Annotated in this window: 16 protein-coding genes; 14 read left to right on the plus strand and 2 right to left on the minus strand. The window is 26.5% G+C overall.

From position 1 onward, the window contains the following. The first annotated feature begins 4 nt into the window (after positions 1-4). From BUA90_RS04290 to BUA90_RS04345, 12 genes are all read left to right on the plus strand, one after another. Positions 5-1,549 carry a M1 family metallopeptidase gene (locus BUA90_RS04290; protein ID WP_200793483.1) on the plus strand — a complete coding sequence of 515 codons (1,545 nt, stop codon included), beginning with the start codon at positions 5-7 and terminating at the stop codon, positions 1,547-1,549. 175 nt (positions 1,550-1,724) lie between these two features. Beyond that, positions 1,725-3,014, plus strand: coding sequence for a peptidoglycan DD-metalloendopeptidase family protein (locus BUA90_RS04295; protein ID WP_072966157.1), 1,290 nt, complete (start codon positions 1,725-1,727; stop codon positions 3,012-3,014). A gap of 508 nt (positions 3,015-3,522) precedes the next feature. Continuing rightward, on the plus strand, positions 3,523-3,777 hold the full coding sequence (locus BUA90_RS12230; RefSeq protein WP_143146266.1) for a hypothetical protein: 255 nt from the start codon (positions 3,523-3,525) through the stop codon (positions 3,775-3,777). Positions 3,778-4,184: 407 nt separating this feature from the next. Continuing rightward, on the plus strand, positions 4,185-4,874 hold the full coding sequence (yycF, locus tag BUA90_RS04305) for a response regulator YycF (protein ID WP_072966159.1): 690 nt from the start codon (positions 4,185-4,187) through the stop codon (positions 4,872-4,874). Position 4,875: 1 nt separating this feature from the next. Continuing rightward, positions 4,876-6,684, plus strand: a complete 1,809-nt coding sequence (locus tag BUA90_RS04310) for a sensor histidine kinase (RefSeq protein WP_072966160.1) — start codon at positions 4,876-4,878, stop codon at positions 6,682-6,684. Between the two features lie 92 nt (positions 6,685-6,776). Then, complete coding sequence (locus BUA90_RS04315) at positions 6,777-7,271, plus strand: hypothetical protein (protein WP_072966161.1); 495 nt, start codon at positions 6,777-6,779, stop codon at positions 7,269-7,271. Between the two features lie 20 nt (positions 7,272-7,291). Next, positions 7,292-8,779 (plus strand): hypothetical protein, encoded by a 1,488-nt coding sequence (locus tag BUA90_RS04320; protein ID WP_072966162.1) that lies wholly within the window; start codon positions 7,292-7,294, stop codon positions 8,777-8,779. Continuing rightward, complete coding sequence (gene yycI, locus BUA90_RS04325; protein WP_072966163.1) at positions 8,780-9,676, plus strand: two-component system regulatory protein YycI; 897 nt, start codon at positions 8,780-8,782, stop codon at positions 9,674-9,676. 113 nt (positions 9,677-9,789) lie between these two features. Continuing rightward, positions 9,790-10,593 carry an MBL fold metallo-hydrolase gene (locus BUA90_RS04330; RefSeq protein ID WP_072966164.1) on the plus strand — a complete coding sequence of 268 codons (804 nt, stop codon included), beginning with the start codon at positions 9,790-9,792 and terminating at the stop codon, positions 10,591-10,593. Between the two features lie 30 nt (positions 10,594-10,623). Continuing rightward, the gene (gene rlmH, locus BUA90_RS04335) at positions 10,624-11,103 is read left to right on the plus strand and encodes a 23S rRNA (pseudouridine(1915)-N(3))-methyltransferase RlmH (protein ID WP_072966165.1); all 480 of its coding nucleotides are present in this window, start codon (positions 10,624-10,626) and stop codon (positions 11,101-11,103) included. 159 nt (positions 11,104-11,262) lie between these two features. After that, positions 11,263-11,562: a hypothetical protein gene (locus BUA90_RS04340; protein ID WP_072966166.1), complete on the plus strand. Its 300-nt coding sequence runs from the start codon at positions 11,263-11,265 to the stop codon at positions 11,560-11,562. Positions 11,563-11,823: 261 nt separating this feature from the next. Then, positions 11,824-12,477 (plus strand): DNA alkylation repair protein, encoded by a 654-nt coding sequence (locus tag BUA90_RS04345; RefSeq protein ID WP_242945036.1) that lies wholly within the window; start codon positions 11,824-11,826, stop codon positions 12,475-12,477. 158 nt (positions 12,478-12,635) lie between these two features. Here BUA90_RS04345 and BUA90_RS04350 read toward each other — a convergent pair whose 3' ends face one another. Further along, on the minus strand, positions 12,636-13,361 hold the full coding sequence (locus BUA90_RS04350) for a spore coat protein (RefSeq protein WP_072966167.1): 726 nt from the start codon (positions 13,359-13,361) through the stop codon (positions 12,636-12,638). A gap of 205 nt (positions 13,362-13,566) precedes the next feature. On the opposite strand from BUA90_RS04350, the gene BUA90_RS04355 reads away from it, so the two are divergent. After that, positions 13,567-14,640 (plus strand): leucine-rich repeat domain-containing protein, encoded by a 1,074-nt coding sequence (locus BUA90_RS04355; protein WP_072966168.1) that lies wholly within the window; start codon positions 13,567-13,569, stop codon positions 14,638-14,640. Between the two features lie 89 nt (positions 14,641-14,729). Here the strand turns inward: BUA90_RS04355 and BUA90_RS04360 are convergent, their stop codons facing one another. Beyond that, positions 14,730-16,715, minus strand: coding sequence for a methyl-accepting chemotaxis protein (locus tag BUA90_RS04360; RefSeq protein ID WP_072966169.1), 1,986 nt, complete (start codon positions 16,713-16,715; stop codon positions 14,730-14,732). A gap of 334 nt (positions 16,716-17,049) precedes the next feature. Here BUA90_RS04360 and BUA90_RS04365 point away from each other — a divergent pair, with 334 nt between their 5' ends. Further along, the gene (locus BUA90_RS04365) at positions 17,050-19,380 is read left to right on the plus strand and encodes a methyl-accepting chemotaxis protein (protein WP_072966170.1); all 2,331 of its coding nucleotides are present in this window, start codon (positions 17,050-17,052) and stop codon (positions 19,378-19,380) included. The last annotated feature ends 47 nt before the right edge of the window (positions 19,381-19,427 follow it).

Consider the following 19,427-nt stretch of genomic DNA (forward strand, 5'->3'; position numbering starts at 1 on the left):
GTAAATGAAAGTATTTAGTAGTAGAGCTATCAGAAAAATAGTTAATAACTTAAAACACAAAAAAATGTTTATGATTTTTATTACAGCAGCAATATTTATTTTTATTATTGGTATAGGTATATACCGAATAAAAATGAGTAATTATACAGTTTTTGAGGAAATAATATCAAAAATACAAAAACTAAATGAATATGAAATTGATGCGGTATACTATGATGAAGAAAAGATTATAGAAGGTACAGAAAAGATTATATATGTAAATAATACAAATAAAACTTTAGACAGTCTATATTTTCATATTTATCCCAATGTTTTTAAGAAAAGAGATACAGTTCCTTTTGATAAAAATGAAATAGAGATTGCTTATATTAATGGTTTTGAACCGGGATATATAAATATAAAATCAGTAAAATCTACAAAAGAGGGTTTAAGTTATTTGATAATAGGAAAGGGAAATTCCATATTAAAAGTAAAATTGAACGAAGGATTAGAACCTGAAGATAGTATAAAAATATATATAAATTTCATGGTTAAAATACCTCCAGCTTCTGGAAGATTTGGATATGGGAAAAATACTATAAATATAGCAAATTGGTATCCTATAGCAGCTGTTATAGATAATTCGGGATGGAATCTTGAGCCATATTATTCTATAGGTGATCCTTTTTATAGTGATGTAAGTAATTATAGAGTAACTATGACTATGCCGCAAAATTATATAATAGCTTCAACTGGGGACCTTATTAAAAGAGAAAGCATAGAAGGTAACTATAAATGGAGTTTTGAAGCGAAAAAAGTAAGGGATTTTGCTATGATAGCAAGTAGCAAATATAAAATAGCAGAAGATGATGTGGATGGAATAGCAGTTAGAAGTTATTATTTTGATGATGAGTCTGCTGAAATTTCTCTAAATGCTGCAAAAGATGCAATAAAGATATTTAATAAAATTTTTGGAAAATATCCTTATAAACATTTTTCAGTTGCAGCTTCAGATTTTTTTATAGGTGGTATGGAATATCCAAAGCTTGTATTTATAGATGAAGGTATGTATAAAGGGAATGATGAAATATTAGAATATATAATTGTTCATGAAACAGCTCATCAGTGGTGGTATGGGCTTGTAGGTAATAATGAAGTTAAAGAAGCTTGGCTTGATGAAGCATTAACTGAATATTCGACTTTATTGTATTATGAAAATAAATATGGAAAGGAAGTAAAAAACAAAGTATATAAGGAAATTATTTTAGGAGGATATAATAGGTTTAGAAGCAGCATAAGAGATAATAAAGAAGTATTATTAAAGGATTTGGGTAAATTTAATAATTCTAGGGAATATCATGCACTTGTATATTGTAAAGGAGCTATGTTTTTTGAATCTTTAAGAAGAGAATTAGGGGATAAAGTTTTTTTTGATATTTTAAAGGTATATTATGATAAATATAAATACAAAAATGCTACTACTGAAGATTTTATAAAACTTTGTGAGATTGTTTCAGATAGAGAATTAAAAAGTTTTTTTAACAAATGGCTTCTTGGACAAAAAGAATAAATAGTAAAAATTAGTACATTATAATCTTATAGAATAAATAATATTCGTATTTAGCATTGTAACAAGGGGTTTGATATGATATACTATTAAATGTTACAAATAGATTACAAAAAATACGTTGTGAAAGACGATAACATTAGATAAAATTTCAAATTATTCTTGGGAGAGAAAACTAATGATAAATTATAATTCGAAAAGAATTAAAAAATGGATCATATATGCTTGTATAGCTAGTTTTTTAGTACTGTCTATTTTATTTATAATGGACGATAAACAAAGAGCATATACAGAAGAAAATGTTATATCTGATACATTTAAAGTTAAAAAGAGGGATTATAGAGCTTTTTTACATAAAAAATTTTATTCTAAAATTACTTCTAAAACCAGCAATGATTTGGAAAAATTGGAATTAGTAAATAAGGATATAGATTCTATATTAAAAGTTAAAGTTAAAGCTTATAGTATAAATGTAAATGGAAAAGATATAGTAAATTTTAAAACGAAAGAAGAAGCGATTAAACTACTAGAAGAAATAAAAAAACCTTTTATGGAAGATGGAATAAAAGATTTAAAATTTAAAGAAGATGTGAGTATAGTAGAAACAATTGCAGGAATAAATGATTTTAAAGATTTTGATGAAGCACTTTATTATGTAACTAAGGGAACGAGTGAGGTAAGAAAACATAAAGTAGAAAAAGGTGAAAATTATTGGACAATAGCAAAAAAGTATAAAATAAAAGCTAGTGATTTAGTAAGAGCAAATCCAGATATTGACCCTGAAAGATTACAAATAGGACAAGAAATTAGTTTAGTTGTACCAAAGTCGTTTATTACTGTAGTTACAAAAGAGGTAAAAGAATATAAAGAATATATACCTTTTGATACTAAATATGAAGAAACTAAGGTACTATACAAAGGTGAATATAGGATTAAGATAAATGGTGAAAAAGGAGAGCGTCAAGTAAAAGCAGAAATAACAAAGGAAAATGGAATAGAAGTAAGTAAAAATATTTTAGAAGAAAAAATAATAAAACAGCCAGTTACTAAAGTAGTTCTTAAAGGCATAAAAAATCCACCACCAAGGATTGGTACAGGAACTTTTGCAAAACCTACAAGCAGAGGATATATAACTTCACCTTTTGGAATAAGATGGGGAAGAAGGCATACGGGAATAGATATAGGGATGCCAACGGGAACAACTGTTAAGGCTTCAGATGGTGGTAAAGTTATATATGCTGGTTGGAAAGGGGCCTATGGGAAATTAGTAATAATTGACCATGGCAGAAACATGCAGACTTATTATGCTCATCTCAGTAAGATTTTAGTTAAAAAAGGAGATAAAGTTTTTAAAGGGCAAGCTATAGCTAAAAGTGGAAACACCGGCAGAAGTACTGGACCACATCTTCACTTTGAAGTGAGGAAAAATGGTGTTCCGGTTAATCCAATAAAATATGTGAGATATTAAAAAAGCGAGTCATTTTAGACTCGCTTTTAGTTTATACTGCAATAAAATTGAAAAGGAAAAGAATAGAAAAGTAAAAAATTATTAAGCAAAAATTTAGAGGAAACTTATAGCAATAAAGAGAATTCTATATATAGATATTTATATAAATTAGTAAAACATTTCATAGAGAATACAAAATAAGTTATAAAGTAATTATGTTAAAAACAATTTATGTTTTTTAAAAAAGCTATATAAAATTTTTAAAATAAAGAAAGGTGATAAAATGGAGGTTATTAGTTCAATTATATGGATAGTAATTTTATACGATATAATAAAATTTTTATCAGGTTTAATATTTTACAATAGGAATAAGGATTTGGGCAAAGTCCTTTTTAAAGAGGAAGTAAAGTATTATAAGAAGATTATTCATTTTGTTGGTTTGAGTTTATTTCTTGTATTATTTTCAAAAATTTTTCATATGAATTTATTAATTTCTTTTATAGTCTTTTTATTCATAGGAGTATTATGGTTGTACTCTTATCTTTCTAAAAGGTTAATTGTTACAGCAAATGGAATTGGATATATAGATATATTTAATTTTGTAATAGATTTTGTAAATTGGGATGAAATAGAGTTTATATATTTAGAAAAAGTAAAGATGGTAGTATATTTAAAATCAAAACAAAAAAAGAAATATTATATAGACCTTACAAAAGAAGAATTGAATAAAGTTCAAAAATGTTTGCCGGAAAGTATTAAATACTATGTTTACAGAGTTTTATGATATATAATTGAATAAAAGAGAATTTTTTATTGTTTTGGAATTGAAATATTTTTTGCAGGAAATTATAATATTTAAGCAAATTAAGATTAGGATATTTTCATTTTTTATTGAAGTATATCCTTAAATTGACAATGAAGTTTACATAACCTTATGTTATAATATCAGTGTACTTTTAGATATGTAATTTTATAAAATTAATAAATTTATAGCTAAATTATATTAGAATAAAAAATTAAAAGCTTTTTAGGATTTAACCTTAAAACTTGGAATATGCAACTTGGAACAAATAAAAATGTAGACAATATTTGTTAAAAAAGATATGATAAATATATGATATTTTATTTGAATATATGCTCAGGCTATCGTCTGGGCGATTTTAATATTTTTAGTTAAAGGGGTGACACTTCTTGGATAAGAAAATACTTGTAGTTGATGATGAAAAACCTATTTCAGATATAATAAAATTTAATTTAGATCAAGAAGGCTTTAAAGTAGATGTTGCGTTTGATGGAGAAGAGGCACTAAAAAAAGTATATCAATTTCAACCAGATTTGATTATTCTTGATGTCATGCTTCCAAAGCTTGACGGTTTCCAAGTTTGTAGAAAAGTAAGAGAAAATTTTAATACTCCTATATTGATGGTAACAGCTAAGGAAGAAGAAGTAGATAAGGTTTTAGGTTTAGAACTTGGTGCTGATGATTATATTACTAAACCTTTTGGAATGAGAGAACTTATAGCTAGAGTTAAAGCTAATTTAAGAAGAATAGACATAGATAAAACACAAAATACAAGTAGTATAATAAAATCTGGCAATTTAACGATAGATTTAGATAAATATGAAGTAAGAAGGGATAATGTAGTTTTAGAGTTAACTTTAAGAGAATTTGAACTTTTAAAATTTTTAGCTACTCAAGAAAATCAAGTCTTTACAAGAGAACAGCTTTTAAAAGATGTCTGGGGATATGAATATTATGGGGATATAAGAACAGTTGATGTTACTGTGAGGAGGTTAAGAGAAAAAATAGAGGAAGATTCTAGCAATCCAAAGTATATCCTCACAAAAAGAGGAGTAGGATATTACTTCAGGAGGATTTAGAATGTTAAAAAGTATAAGGTGGAAATTTATTACTATATATTTCGGATTAGTATTCATAGCAATGGCTATAATAGGAGTTTTTATTATACAAAATTTTGAAAAATATCATCTAAATAATGTAAGTGAAAAATTATATAGAATGGCGACCGATTATATATTTCCAGATATAAATAATTTGATTATGACTGAAAATAAAGATTTAGATTATATGTCAGAACAGCTTCAAAACATAATAGATAAATGGTCCCAAGGATTTGTAAATGAAGAAATATTTATTATAGGAGATGCAAAAAGTGGTTTTAAAATAATTGCTACTAATAATAATAATTTTTTAGGTGAAAATGCAATAAATGAACTGGAATATGATTTGATTATAGAAGGTTTTAAAGGAAAAGTAATAGATAAAGATATAAAATTTTCAGGTAATCAATCTAAAAATATGGTTTTTCCTATTTCTAAAAATGGAGAAGTTAAAGGTGTACTTTATTTAAGGTATAATCTTCAAGAAATATATAATACATTAAATCAATCAAAATGGATTTTAACTCAAGCAACAATGTTAGCTTTGGCAATAACGGTTTTATTAGGTTTTTTAATAGCAAGAAGTATAACAGAACCTATAAACGATGTTACAGAGAAGGCTCTTGAAATGGCTAAAGGAAATTTTGACCAAAAAGTTGAAGTTAAGTCAGATGATGAAATAGGAAAGTTAGCAGAAATGTTTAATTATTTAACAGACAAACTTAAAACGACACTTGGTGAAATTTCGAGTGAAAAAAGTAAAATGGAAACAATATTAAATTATATGGCTGATGGACTGATAGCAGTTAATACAGATGGTAAAATTATTCATGCAAATCCAAGTGCCATGCGTATGCTTAATTTTTTTGATGAAGACATATTAAAAGAAAATTATGATGATTTGATTGGAAGATTTAATAGAAATTTAACGCTTGAACATATAATGCAAAATAATAATGAATGGATAGGGAGCGAAATAATATCAATAAAAGATAGTATATATAAAGTTAATTATGCTCCATATAAAAATGAAAAAAATGAAAAAGGCGGTTTAGTTTTAGTTATTCAAGATATAACAGAACAGGAAAAATTGGAAAACATGAGAAAAGAATTTGTAGCTAATGTATCTCATGAGTTAAAAACGCCTTTAACTAGTATTAAGAGTTATACAGAAACACTTTTAAATGGTGCGCTGGAAAATAAAGAAATTGCAAAAAACTTTTTAAGTGTAGTTTACAGTGAAGCAGATAGAATGACAAGGTTAGTAAGAGACTTGTTGCAATTATCAAATTTTGATAGCAAAAAAGTATTTTTTAATAAAACTAAGAATGATTTGGTAAAATTGATTAATAATTCTATAATGAAATTAGATATGACTGTAAAAAATAAAAAACAAAGACTAGAATTTATTACAAAGTATGATAGTTTAGAGGGATATTTTGATTATGATAGAATTGAACAAGTAATTTTGAATATAATCAGTAATGCAATAAAATATACTGAAGAAAGAGGAAAAGTAGAAGTTTTTCTTGAAAAAGAAGATAATACAGCCATTATAAGAGTAAAAGATACAGGAATAGGTATACCAAAGGAAGATTTATCTAGAATATTTGAAAGATTTTATAGAGTAGATAAAGCAAGGTCAAGAGAACTCGGTGGAACAGGTTTGGGTTTGTCAATAGCAAAAGAAATCATAGAAGCTCATAATGGACTTATAAAAATAGATAGTGAGGTTGGAAAGGGTACTGAGGTAACTATACATCTTCCGTTAAAAGAAGATAACATGTAATACTATTTTAAATGCAGTGTAACACCACTGTAATATAATTTATATATAATGAAATTAAATAATTATTATGTGCTATGCTGGGAGGACTAGGTATGATTAAAAAGATAGTTACAGGTACACTGGTGTTAGTAATTTTGAGCGCCTCTAGTACCATTATATATGCCAATACAGATGAAAATAAAGAAGTTAAATTAGAAGTAGAAGATAATAAAGAAGTTGTACAGTTGAAAGAAGAAATTATTAATCTTATAAGTCCTAAAATAAGTCCTTTAGATGAAGTAATACAGGAAAAAGATGATTTGCTTATTTCTGTTCAGATATTAACAGACTCTACTGTAACAATAAGCGTTTATAGACAATTAGAAGATGATGAGGAATTAATTTTTGAGGAAGAAGATATAAAGAAAGAAGATTTATTATTTGATACTTATAATAAAGAGTTAAAAGATATTGAACCCGGAGATTATAAAATAGAATTTAGAAAAGATGATGAGGAAGAACCTTTTAAAACAATTGAATTTAAAATAAAAAAGGAATTACCAGATTTATCAGATAAGAGTATTACTGACCTCCTGCTAGGCAAATAAATTAGCTGGGGGAAAATGGAATGATGAGTGAAAAATTAAAGACAGTTTTATTATTACTATTATTTGTAATAAGTGTCTTTTTAACAAAACAGCTATGGATAGCTTTACCTTTAGGTGAAGCTATTTCTAATAATCAAAATTATAATTTTGAAAACTTGGATACTGATGTTGCTGATGTGTTAAGTCCTCGAAGTTTTACTATTAACTTTGGCGGGGGACGTCATACTGTGTTTTTTTCTGAACCTTATGAAACATGGAATATTAATGATATTTCTAAGAAAGAAAAAATATCGATTTGGAGTACAGTTAAATATATATTAAAAGGATATTTTACTCGAAGATATGAAGTAGAGTCTGTGGACTTAAATACTTGGCAAAATTTGAATAAATTTAAATCGATTAAGATGGATTTTGGATGTGAAATTCCTGGGGAATCTCTTATAAAAGTTTTAAGTGGAAACAGTAATATTTCTCAAAAGAATATAGGTACTATAAATAGTTTGCTTATACCAGCTGTTGAAACTGAAAAGACAAATATATATATGGGCAATACTAATAAAAATGTTTATTTTAAATTTGTAGGGAAAGAATTAAATTATGAAATAAGAAATTTAATTAACAATATAGAAGAAATAGCAGATAAAGAAGATTATTATATATCATATTATCCTCTTAAAAAATATGTTCCAATAAATAGTGATAATAAAGATATCCTCATACCTTATCTTGAAGAAATAGCTATCCCAACTATTGAAATAAAAAACGAAATAGATGTATTAGATAGAGTTCAGATAAAATCATTATCAAACAAGTTTTTTGGAGAAAATTTTAATTTTGTTAAAGAGATAAAGGAGAAAGATGGAAGTATAATTTATATTTATGGCTATGGAGAAAAAGCACTTAAAATTAATGCTGAAGGATTACTAGAACATATTGAGAGAGTTAATAAGCAAAGAGTCAAAGGGAAAATAGATTTTTTAAAAACTTTAAAAATAGCAGTGGCTTTTATAAATGAGCATTTAGATTGGCCTATAAATGCTGAAAATGCATATTTATCTTATTGTGAAAAGATAAAGAAAGATAAAAAAGAAGGGTACAGATTTTATTTTAATTATAGATTAAATGGATTACCTATATTTATTCCTCAAATAGGTGAAGAAAAGGCAATAGAGATAGAAGTAATAGGAAATCAAGTAACTTATTATAAAAGATTTATAAAGAGAAAAAGAACAGGGCAAAAGGAATATAGATATAAAAAAGTACCTTTAATAACAGAGATTTTAGCTAAAAATATAGATTATATAAAAAAAGATTATATGAAAGATAATAATTTGGTTGTTGAAATAGAAGATATTCAAATATTGGAAACTATGAAAGATATTGGATTGGTTTATTATTGTAAAGATGATAAACTTATTCCTGTTTGGAAGATTGTTTTTGGTAATAATGTTTATTACTTTGATGTATATAGTGGTGAGATGTTGCATCACTATAAAAGAGGTGTATAGATGGATTGGACTAAGGCTAAAAATATTTTAATAATAGCTTTTATTATAACTAATATTTTTCTTTTTTATCATATTTTTAAAGAGTTGAATGAAAATTTTTTTTATAGTGTTAAAGATGAAACTATTGAAGATGTCAAAAAAATATTAAAGGAAAGGGATATAATTGTAAAAGCAAATGTTCCTAAAAGAATACCGAGTTTACCAATTTTAAAAGTGAGGTATGAAAGGTTTAATGGAGGAAATTTAGCAAAAAAGATTTTAGGTAATTATAAGCAAACTGATAATAAGTATTTTAATTCAGATAGGAATGAAATGATAGAAGTATCTTGCAACAATAAATTGTTTACTTATGAAAAAAAATTAATGACTTCTAATGTAAAGGCAATAAGTTTAGAAGAAGCGAAAAAAATAGCAGATAAGTTTATTAAGAAGTATGGATTTTATAATGACAATGTAAAATATTGGGATACAAAGATAAAAAATAATGGAGAATATGAAGTTATTTATAAACAAATTTATAATGGTAGATTTTTAGATGATATGGATAATGATGAGCAAGAAAATACTAGTTTGGGAATGAAAGTGCTAGTAAACAATACAGGTGTAATTAAGTTTACTAAAAAATGGCTTATATCTGATGGAGCAAAATCTTATGCTAAAAGAGTAATACCGTCTACGAAGGCTTTACTTATGGCAATAGAAAAAATTAGAGATATAATACCTGAAGGGGAAACAGCTATTATAACCGATATAAGTTTGGGATATTGTCTTGATGTATATGGATTTGATACATTTATTGATGATAAGTGGTATGAAATGGAATCTTTTTATGCTTCGCCTTATTGGCGAATATGTTTAAAAGATAAAAAATGTATTTATATAACTGCTTATGAATAATAAAGCTAACAAAAGTGTTTTAGACACTTTTATTTTTTTTGATATAATAGTTATAGTTTTATGGGGCTATTTAAGTTATATATCTATGTGCTAGTTGGAAAGGTTGAAAATATATGTCATTAACATTTTGTTCATTAGCAAGTGGAAGCAGTGGAAACTGTCAATTTATAGGAAGTAAGGATACGAAATTATTAATAGATGCTGGTTTGACAGGAAAATATATAATAAATGCTCTTCAAAATATAGGAATTGAAGGAAAAGATATAGATGGGCTTCTTGTAACTCATGAGCATATTGACCATATAAAGTCTGTTGGAATACTTATGAGAAAGTTTGATATTCCTCTTTATATAAAAGAAAAAACATGGGAAGTTATCAAAAATAAAATAGGAAAAATTGATGGAAAGGATATAAAAATATTAAAGGATAATGAGCCTTTTTATATTGGAGATATAAAAATTAAACCTTATAGTATATCTCATGATGCAGTAGACCCTATAGGCTTTTCATTTATTGGCTATAATTCTAAAATAAGTATTACTACAGATTTAGGATATGTTAGTGATGAAATTATAGAAGAAATAAAAGATAGTGATTTACTCGTAATAGAGGCAAATCATGATGTGGAAACTTTAAAAATGGGAAAGTATCCATGGTTTTTAAAAAAAAGGATACTCAGCGAAGAAGGACATTTATCAAATGAAGCAGCTGGAAAAATTGTAGCACAAGTTGTTGAAAAAGGAAATGTATCATATGTAGTTTTAGCACATTTAAGTAAAGAAAATAATTTTCCAGAACTGGCTTATGAAACAGTAAAAAATATAGTAGAAGAGAGAAAAATAAAAGTTGGTAGAGATATATTTTTAGATTTAACTTATAGAGATAAAATAAGTAGATTATATAATGTACGAAAATAAAAAGTAAAATATTTAAAGAGTGGTGAAATAATGAATATATCTATAATTTCAGTAGGAAAAATAAAAGAAAAATATCTTAAAGATGCCATTAAAGAATATGATAAAAGACTTAGTCGATATTGCAGACTTAAATATATAGAAGTAAGTGATGAAAAAGCTCCGGAAAATTTGAGTAATGCAGAAATAGAATTAGTAAAAAATAGAGAAGGAGAAAGAATTCTTAAAAATATTAAAGAAGATAGCTATGTGATAGCTCTTGACATTCAAGGTAAGATGTTGTCATCAGAAGAGTTTGCCAAGAAACTAGATAATTTAGCTATACAAGGAAAAAGTAATATAGCATTTGTAATAGGTGGTTCTTTAGGTCTTTCAAAAGAAGTATTAAAACGAGCAAACTATAGATTATCTTTTTCTCCTATGACATTTCCTCATCAGCTTATGAAAGTAATACTAATGGAACAGATTTATAGAGGATTTAGGATAAATAAGGGACAGCCGTATCATAAATAATAGACACAAAGGGACGGTTCTCGTGTGCTAAAGATTTATAAATAAATAAAGAGATTAACAGATATTAGATTTAGAATATAAAAAGTTATAGCACAAAAGAACCGTCCTTTTATTACTTTAACTTTGTTAAAGTTATTATAAGAAGTTAGGGGTGATTATATGAAAGAAGAAAAAAATAAAAACATTTCAAAATTAAAGATTATCCCTATGCTTTTTTTATATATAAATATATATATTATAATGGCTTACATTCTTAAATTTTTTCCTATTGATAAATTTCTAATTCATTCACATATTGTAATAATAACTGTTATAGTATCAATGGAAATTTCTAGTTTTTTAAGTATAAGAAATAAAAACCCATATTATAAAATAAAAACAAAATTAAGTTTTATTATAGCAACAACTATTAATGTGTTTTTATTTATATTGATGATAAAATTTTTTGTATTGATATAAAATAAAAAATTAAAGAACTCTTCATAGGAAAGAGGTTGACAGTTCTCGTGTACTAAGAATTTATAAATAAGATAAGTAAAGAGATTAACAGATAGATTTGGAATAATAAAAGGGTTATAGCACAAAAGAACTTTCCCTTTGTGACTTTGTGAGAAGCAAGATGAATAGATAAATATGTTTTAATAGCAGGTAAAATGAAGAATAATCGAGAATAGTAGAGGTAGCAGCGTATGAAAAAATAGATAGGAGGGAAAGTAAATTGTGTATGAAGAAATAATAAGTCTGTTTTATGAGAATAGAAATGATTCTGAAGCAAAGAAAATGGCAGCGTATATGAAAAATAAATTTTCGTTTTTAGGAATAAAAAAACCTCAAAGAGCAGCATTACAAAAACAGTTTATAAAACAATCTAAAAAGAAAAAAGAAGTAGATTGGGATTTAATTTTCAAGCTTTGGGATTTACCAGAAAGGGAATTTCAATACTTAGCTGTAGATATATTAGTTGCTTTAAGGAATAAACTTTCAAAAAAAGAAATTGTACAAATAGAGAAGTTGATTACTAAAAAGTCATGGTGGGATACTGTTGATTTACTAGCATCTAAATTAATAGGGTATATTTTACAAAAATATCCTGAAGGAAAAAAAGAAATTATTTTAAAATGGAGTAAAAGTGATAATATTTGGCTATCAAGAACTGCTATATTATTTCAATTAAGGTATAAAGATAAAACAGATTTAGAATTACTTAGTCGGGTTATTTTCGATAATCTTAATTCAGATGAATTTTTTATTAACAAGGCTATTGGATGGGCATTAAGGGAATATTCAAAAACAGATAAATGTTGGGTGAAAAATTTTATATTACAAAATAAATTAAATCCTTTGAGTGTAAGAGAAGGTAGTAAATATTTATAAAGGGACGCACAAGGAGTGAGTATAAGGGGACGGTTCTCATGCGCTAAGAATTTATAAATAAGATAAATAAAGAGATTAACAGATAGATTTAGAATAATAAAAAGGTTATAGCATAAAAGAACAGTCCCTTTGTTAGTTCCTCTAGGATAGAGTTCATTCTATCCTAGTATTCCTATGGTCTGGAAGAAAGGTACAAAATCTTTACCGTTCCATTTTAATGATGTTTGAACATATCCTAAGTTATCAGCATTGTATCTTCCTATTATTCGCTGAACAGCATACAACTCATAAATCCCATCTCTTTGAAAATCTATAGGATATAGTCCGCCAAGTGCATTTACCCATCCTTCAATAGGTTTTTTAAGTTTGCCTTTAGAATCGTATATTTCAGATAAATATTCTTTGCCTTTATATTTAATGTCTATAGTATATTTTTTTGTATTATTTTCTTTAATTTCAACTTTATAATAATCTTTATATATTACCTCATAGTTATGATTGAAATTTTCATGGTCAAATATTTTTTTAGGAGTGTTATTTTTAAATGAGTAGATATAATAAGAAGCATATCCACCGCTTCCACCAGAATCTATACTGATTAAGATGTCATCTATTTTGTTTCCAATAAAATCTCCTAAGAAAATTGTTGGATTATATCCAGCATTTTCTTTTAAAGCGATTTTATAAAATATATTTGTTTTTCCGTCTTGAATTAATAAAGTTATGTTTTCAGTAAAGGGACTTTCTGCTCCATATGGTTTTTCTCCTATTAAGTATATATTATCTGTTACTAAATCGCCATTAACATCTCCTTGTTTAAAATCTAGTATAAAGATATTACTATTATTTTCTTGTCTTAAAAAATAAAAAGGACATATATACAATGTAACCATCTCCTTAGAAGTGTTTACTAACATAATATGAAAATTTTAATATATAGTTACGAATGGAGATGGTATAAAACATTTGATTAATTTGTTTAATCAATTTGTATTATGGTTAAAAATGACATATGAGAGATTATATGTTATCATATTAAAAGATGAGTATAATGATAGTGGAGTATTGTGAATAGAGAGGGTATATGATATGGAGGAAAAGTCGGTTTATAAGAAAAAGATACTTATATATTTGTCAGCTTTATTAATAACATTAATTGCATATCCGTTTAATATTATAAATGGGATTAATGTAGTGTTATTATATTGGTTTATATATGGAGGACAATATCTGTTATTTAAAAGAATTTATAAAAAAGAGTTATTGCTGTTAATAGGTATTATAATATTAAATTTTGTTTTAAATGGATTATATATTTTTTTAAGATTTGATGTGTTTTTGGCAATTTATTTTGAGACATTAACTATTTATTATATATTTAAAGATGCTTCAAGATATAAATGGCAAAAAATATTTGCTGTAATATTGATGATTTTATTGATAGTATCTATAAATTCATATTTGAGAAAAGATGAATTAATTAAAGACAGGGGACTTGAAAGGTGTATAAAAGAAGTACTTGAAAAAAATTTTTATGATTTTGAAAAAGGACAGCCACTGACATTATCTGATTTACAAATGTTAAAGAGATTATATATTTGGAAAGATAATTGCGTATATGACTTACAGGGAATAGAAAATCTTAAAAACTTAGAAGAATTAGATATTAATTCAAATGGAATTAAAAATTTAGAACGTTTAGGTATGTTAAATAATTTAAAGGAATTATATATAAGTAATGATAAGTTGTGCAGATTAAAAAAAATTAAAAATTTAAAATCTTTAGAAAAGCTAAGTCTTTCATATGTTAAAATTAATAATGACTGCTTTATAGACAATTTTCCTAGATTAAAAGAATTATCAATACACAAGTCAAAATTTAAGGATTTATCTTTTATAAGGGAATTAAAGGAACTTGAAAAATTAAGTTTAAGTGGCTGTACAATTGAGAGCATGGAAGGCATAGAGAAACTTTCAAATTTACAAAAATTAGAGCTTGACCATACGCAAATAAAAAATATAGACAAAATTAAAGAGTCAAAATCATTAAAGGAAATAGAATTATGTAAGAGTATATTAGATAAAGTACAGGAGCTTAGGGAAAATACAAATTTTAAAATAACAATTAGAGAAGAGGACTTTTTAGATAAAATGATTTACTAAAAATGCTGATGTATAAATAAGTAAAACTCGCCTTTGTAGGCGAGTTTTACTTTGAGATAGAGAAACAAATCTAAAAATATATTTGTTTTTTATACTTTAAATTTGCTTATTAGTTCATTTAATTCTTGTGCAATATTATTTAAAGTATCTGTAGAGGAAGCAATTTCTTCCATAGAAGCTAATTGTTCTTCTGAAATAGCAGCTATATTTTGGAAACTTGCAGCAGAATTTTTAGCTATATCAAATATTTGCTCTGCTGAAATAGCTATTTGTTTTGAATTTGTAGACATTTGTTCAGATGTAGTTGAAACTTCTTGAATTTGTTTTGCAACATTTTGAATTGCTTCTAAAATTTTCGCAAATGCTTTACCGGCTTCATTTGTTATTTTCATTCCTTTTTGTACTTCATTATTTACATTTTCCATTGAATTTACAGAGTAATTAGTATTTTTTTGTATTTCTTTTATTATATTTGAAATTTCATGTGTTGATTCTTCTGACTGTTCAGCTAATTTTCTTATTTCATCAGCTACAACAGCAAATCCTTTACCATATTCTCCTGCACGTGCAGCTTCTATAGCAGCATTTAATGCAAGTAGATTTATTTGTGAAGTAATGTTATTGATAGCTTCTAATATTTGGTCTATTTCTTTTGAATGTTGGTCTAGTACTTTTATTGTTGATGATGAGTCGTAAACAGACTTATTTATGGAGTCCATTTGATTTATGACTTTTTGTATAAATTCATTTCCTTGTTCAGCTTCTTTTGATGCTTCGAGTGCAGATTGTTTTACTATAGCTGAAGATTGAGCAATTTTTTGAATATTTAATGCCATTTCTTTCATAGAATCTGAAGTTTCTTTAGATATTGTCATTTGTTTTTGAGTACCACTTGATACTTCTTGTATAGTTAAGGCAACATGGTTAGTTGCTTTGACATTTTCATTTGTGATTGTTGTTAATTCTTCTGATGAAGAAGCTAATTCATTTGAAGTATTATTTACTTGATTAATCAGTTTTCTTATGTCTGTTTGCATTATGTCTACAGCTCTGGAAAGATCGCCTATTTCATCTTTTCTATTGAGATATGTTTTAGGAATATTTTTTGTAAGATTTCCAGTTGCAATGAGTTTTAAATGTTCAATTGTTAATTTAATTGGATTAGTAATATTTTTACTGAATATTAGAGCTATTATTAATGCAAGAATAAATGATGCAATTACAATTGTAAAAGTTGTTATTAAAATATTTTTTTTCAAGGATAATGAAGAAGAAATATTATAATTGATATTTATCATACCTATGACTTTAGTTTTTGTAGGATTCCATATGGGATTGTATAGTTTTATATATCCTTTATTATCTAAAATTTTTACAGTTTCTCCTTTAGAGACTTTTTCAAAGATACTTGGGTCTTTTAATGATTTACCTATATTTTTCTTTTCAGCATTGTTTGAAGTTTTGATTAGTTTGTCTTTTGCATAGATACTTATATCTCCAAGTGTAATACTGCTAATTTCAGTTAAAAATTCATCTTCAAATCCAACTTGTAGAGTTCCAATAATTTTTCCATTGTCTTTTATAGGAACAAAGGCACGAATTGCCAATCCACTTTTTCCAAATTCAAATCCGTTTATTGACTGCCCTTTCAGTGCTAGTTTTATAGATTCATTGTTGCTTTTGTCATCTCCAAATTTAGAACTATGAGCTCTTAAAAATACAATTCCTTTATCATCACCAAATTCGAGTATTTGCAAGTGATGTTCTTCTTTTAATCGTTGAAAAATAGGTGCAATTATTTTTTTTAATGCATTGCGGTCTTTATTTTTAAGAGCATTGACAATTTCAGGTTTGTTTGAATAGAGTTTTGCTAGGAATAGAGCTTCTAATGATTTTTTTTCAAGCTTGTAATTTACGACAGAGCAGGTGTGAGTTAAGTCATTGTAAATTAAATGATCTAAGTTATTTTTACTTTGATTGTATAGAATTGAAGAAGCAATAGATACTGGAATTATTGCAATTAAGACGAGCAGTAATAAAAGTTTTGCTCTTAATGTTTTAATGAATGATTTCATTATAAGTGGCCTCCTACTTTATTTATTATTTTCTAAAAACAATTCGACTTTTTTTTACAAAATCCTTTTTAAAAATTATTAAAAAAGCTTATAAATATACATAAAACAATAAAGTAATAGAATAAAAGTTTATTAATTGATATTTTTATTAAATTATCTGTTGATTTAAATATTTTAGTTTGAATTCAGACAATTATATTTAGTCTGATTTTTTTTTTTGTTTTTTCATAATTTAATATGGAAATATATTTTAATAGGGAGGTGACTTTGCAGTAAAAAAATACATAAAAAAACTATGTAAATAATAAAACAGATAAAGAGGGGGAAATAATCTATGAAAAAGGGAAAGAAAAATATGAGACTTAGCACCAAATTACTTATAGTTATATTGTTGTTGAGTTTATTGCCATTAAGTATTTCAACATATCTTAATTATAAAGAAGCTAAAAAAGCTTTAGAAGAGAGAGCTTTTGAACAGTTAATTTCTATAAGAGATATTAAAAAGATGCAAATTGAAACATATTTTTCGGATTTAATTACAGATATGAAAATCTTGAAAGATAATTATTTAGTTAAAAGAGGAATAGAAAATTATGAAAAGGCTTTTAAAATGGGAATAAATAGTGATGAGTATAAAAGGGTAGAAGCTGAATTTGGAGAAAAATTGAGAAAATATAAAGAAGTAAATGGTTATTATGATTTGTTTTTAATAACTAAATCGGGAGATGTTGTATATACTGCGGCAAGAGAACAAGACTTTGGAACAAATTTAATAAATGGGAAATATAAAGATACACCACTTGCTGAAGCATTTAATAAAGGACTTTATGATATAACACTTACTGATTTTAAATATTATGAAGTTAATAATGAAGCAGCTGCTTTTGTTTCAGGGCCTATAAAAGATGAAAATACAGGAGAAGTTAAGGGTGTAGTAGTATTTCAAATACCACTAGATGAAATTGATAATATAATGCATGAAAGGTCTGGACTTGGAGAAACCGGAGAAACATATGTTGTTGGACAGGATTTATTTATGAGAACGGATTCTAGGTTTTCACAGCAAAGTACGATTTTAAAATTAAAAGTTGAAACTGTTGCTGCTAAGGAAGCAATTGAAGGAAAAACAAACAATAAAATAATAAAAGATTATAGAGGAGTTAAAGTATTTAGTGCATATGCACCACTAAATATTAAAGGTGTTAATTGGGCAATTTTAGCTGAAATAGATGAAAAAGAAGTTTTAGCAAATACAAAGAAATTGTTAAATAAAACATTAATTATATTTGGAATATCAGTAATTGTTATCATATTTGCAGCGTTAATTTTTTCTAGATTTATAGTAAATCCCATAAAACATTTGATGGATTTAATGTCTAAAGCGGAAAAAGGAGATTTGACTGTTAAGGCTAAGGTAAGTACGGGAGATGAAATAGAAGAATTGGCAAATAGTTTTAATAACATGATTGAAGGTCAAAGAAGAGTAATAGAAGAAGTGTTAAATGTAGCAAATCAAGTAGGAAATTCATCAGAAGAAACAAGTAGTGCATCAGAAGAGATGGCATCTTCAGCTCAAAATCAATCTGAAGCTATAGGAGATTTGACAGATGCAATGAATGAAATGAGTAGAGCGATAGGTGAATCTGCATCTAATGTTAATGAGATGGCAAATAATATAAATAAAATTAACGATTTAATGCAGGAGTTGGGAAAAACAGCAGATGATGTAGCAAAGAGTACCGAAGAAACCGTTACAACAATAGTAGATGTTACAAACTCACTACAGCAAATGAATGATTCTATAGAACTTGTAGCAAGCAATTCAAGTGATGCTAGTAGAGAGGCAGAAAATACTGTAAAGGTAGCTAATGATGGTAAAAAGGCAGTGGATAATACAATAGCCGAAATGGATAATGTAAATAGAGTAATGGAAGATTTAAGAGAGGTTGTTAAGGGGCTTGGAAAAGCAGCACTGCAAATAGGAGATATAGTAGAAGTTATTGATGACATAGCGGAACAAACTAATTTGTTAGCTCTCAATGCATCAATAGAAGCAGCAAGAGCAGGAGAACATGGGAAGGGATTTGCAGTGGTAGCTGCTGCAATAGGCGATTTAGCAGAAAAATCTGGAGAAGCCACAAAAGATATAGCAGCTTTAATAAAGAAAATACAAGAGGAAGTAGAAAATGCAGTTAATACAACTGATGAAGGTGTAAAACAAGTTGCAAATGGAGTAAATTTGGTGAAGAATACGGGAATGGCATTAGACAAGATATTTAAAGCTATAGAAAATACCAATCAATTGATTAATGAAATAGCAGCAAAAGCAGAAGAACAAGCAAAGGCAAGTAAGTCTATAATGGAAGCTGTACAAAAAGTAAATGAACTTTCAATGAGGGTATCAACATCAGTTGAAGAACAAGTAGCATCTATTGAAGGAGTAGTAGAAGCTGTAGAAAAGTTAAATGACTTATCACAGGGAGTAGCAGGTGTAGCTGAAGAACAGTCAGCGTCAAGTGAAGAAATATTAGCTACAGTTGAAAATATAAATGTCATGACTAAAGAAGTTGCATCGGGAAGTGAGGAAGTTGCTGCTGCAGCAGAAAATTTAGCAGAACAAGCGAAAAAACTTTTAGAAGTTGTATATAGGTTTAAAATATCTTAGAAAAAGAGTATTTTTAACTTATTTTATCCGCTGCAGTGTTTTAAATG

It is taken from the genome of Caminicella sporogenes DSM 14501, assembly GCF_900142285.1.
GTDB classification, from domain to species: Bacteria; Bacillota; Clostridia; order Peptostreptococcales; family Caminicellaceae; genus Caminicella; species Caminicella sporogenes.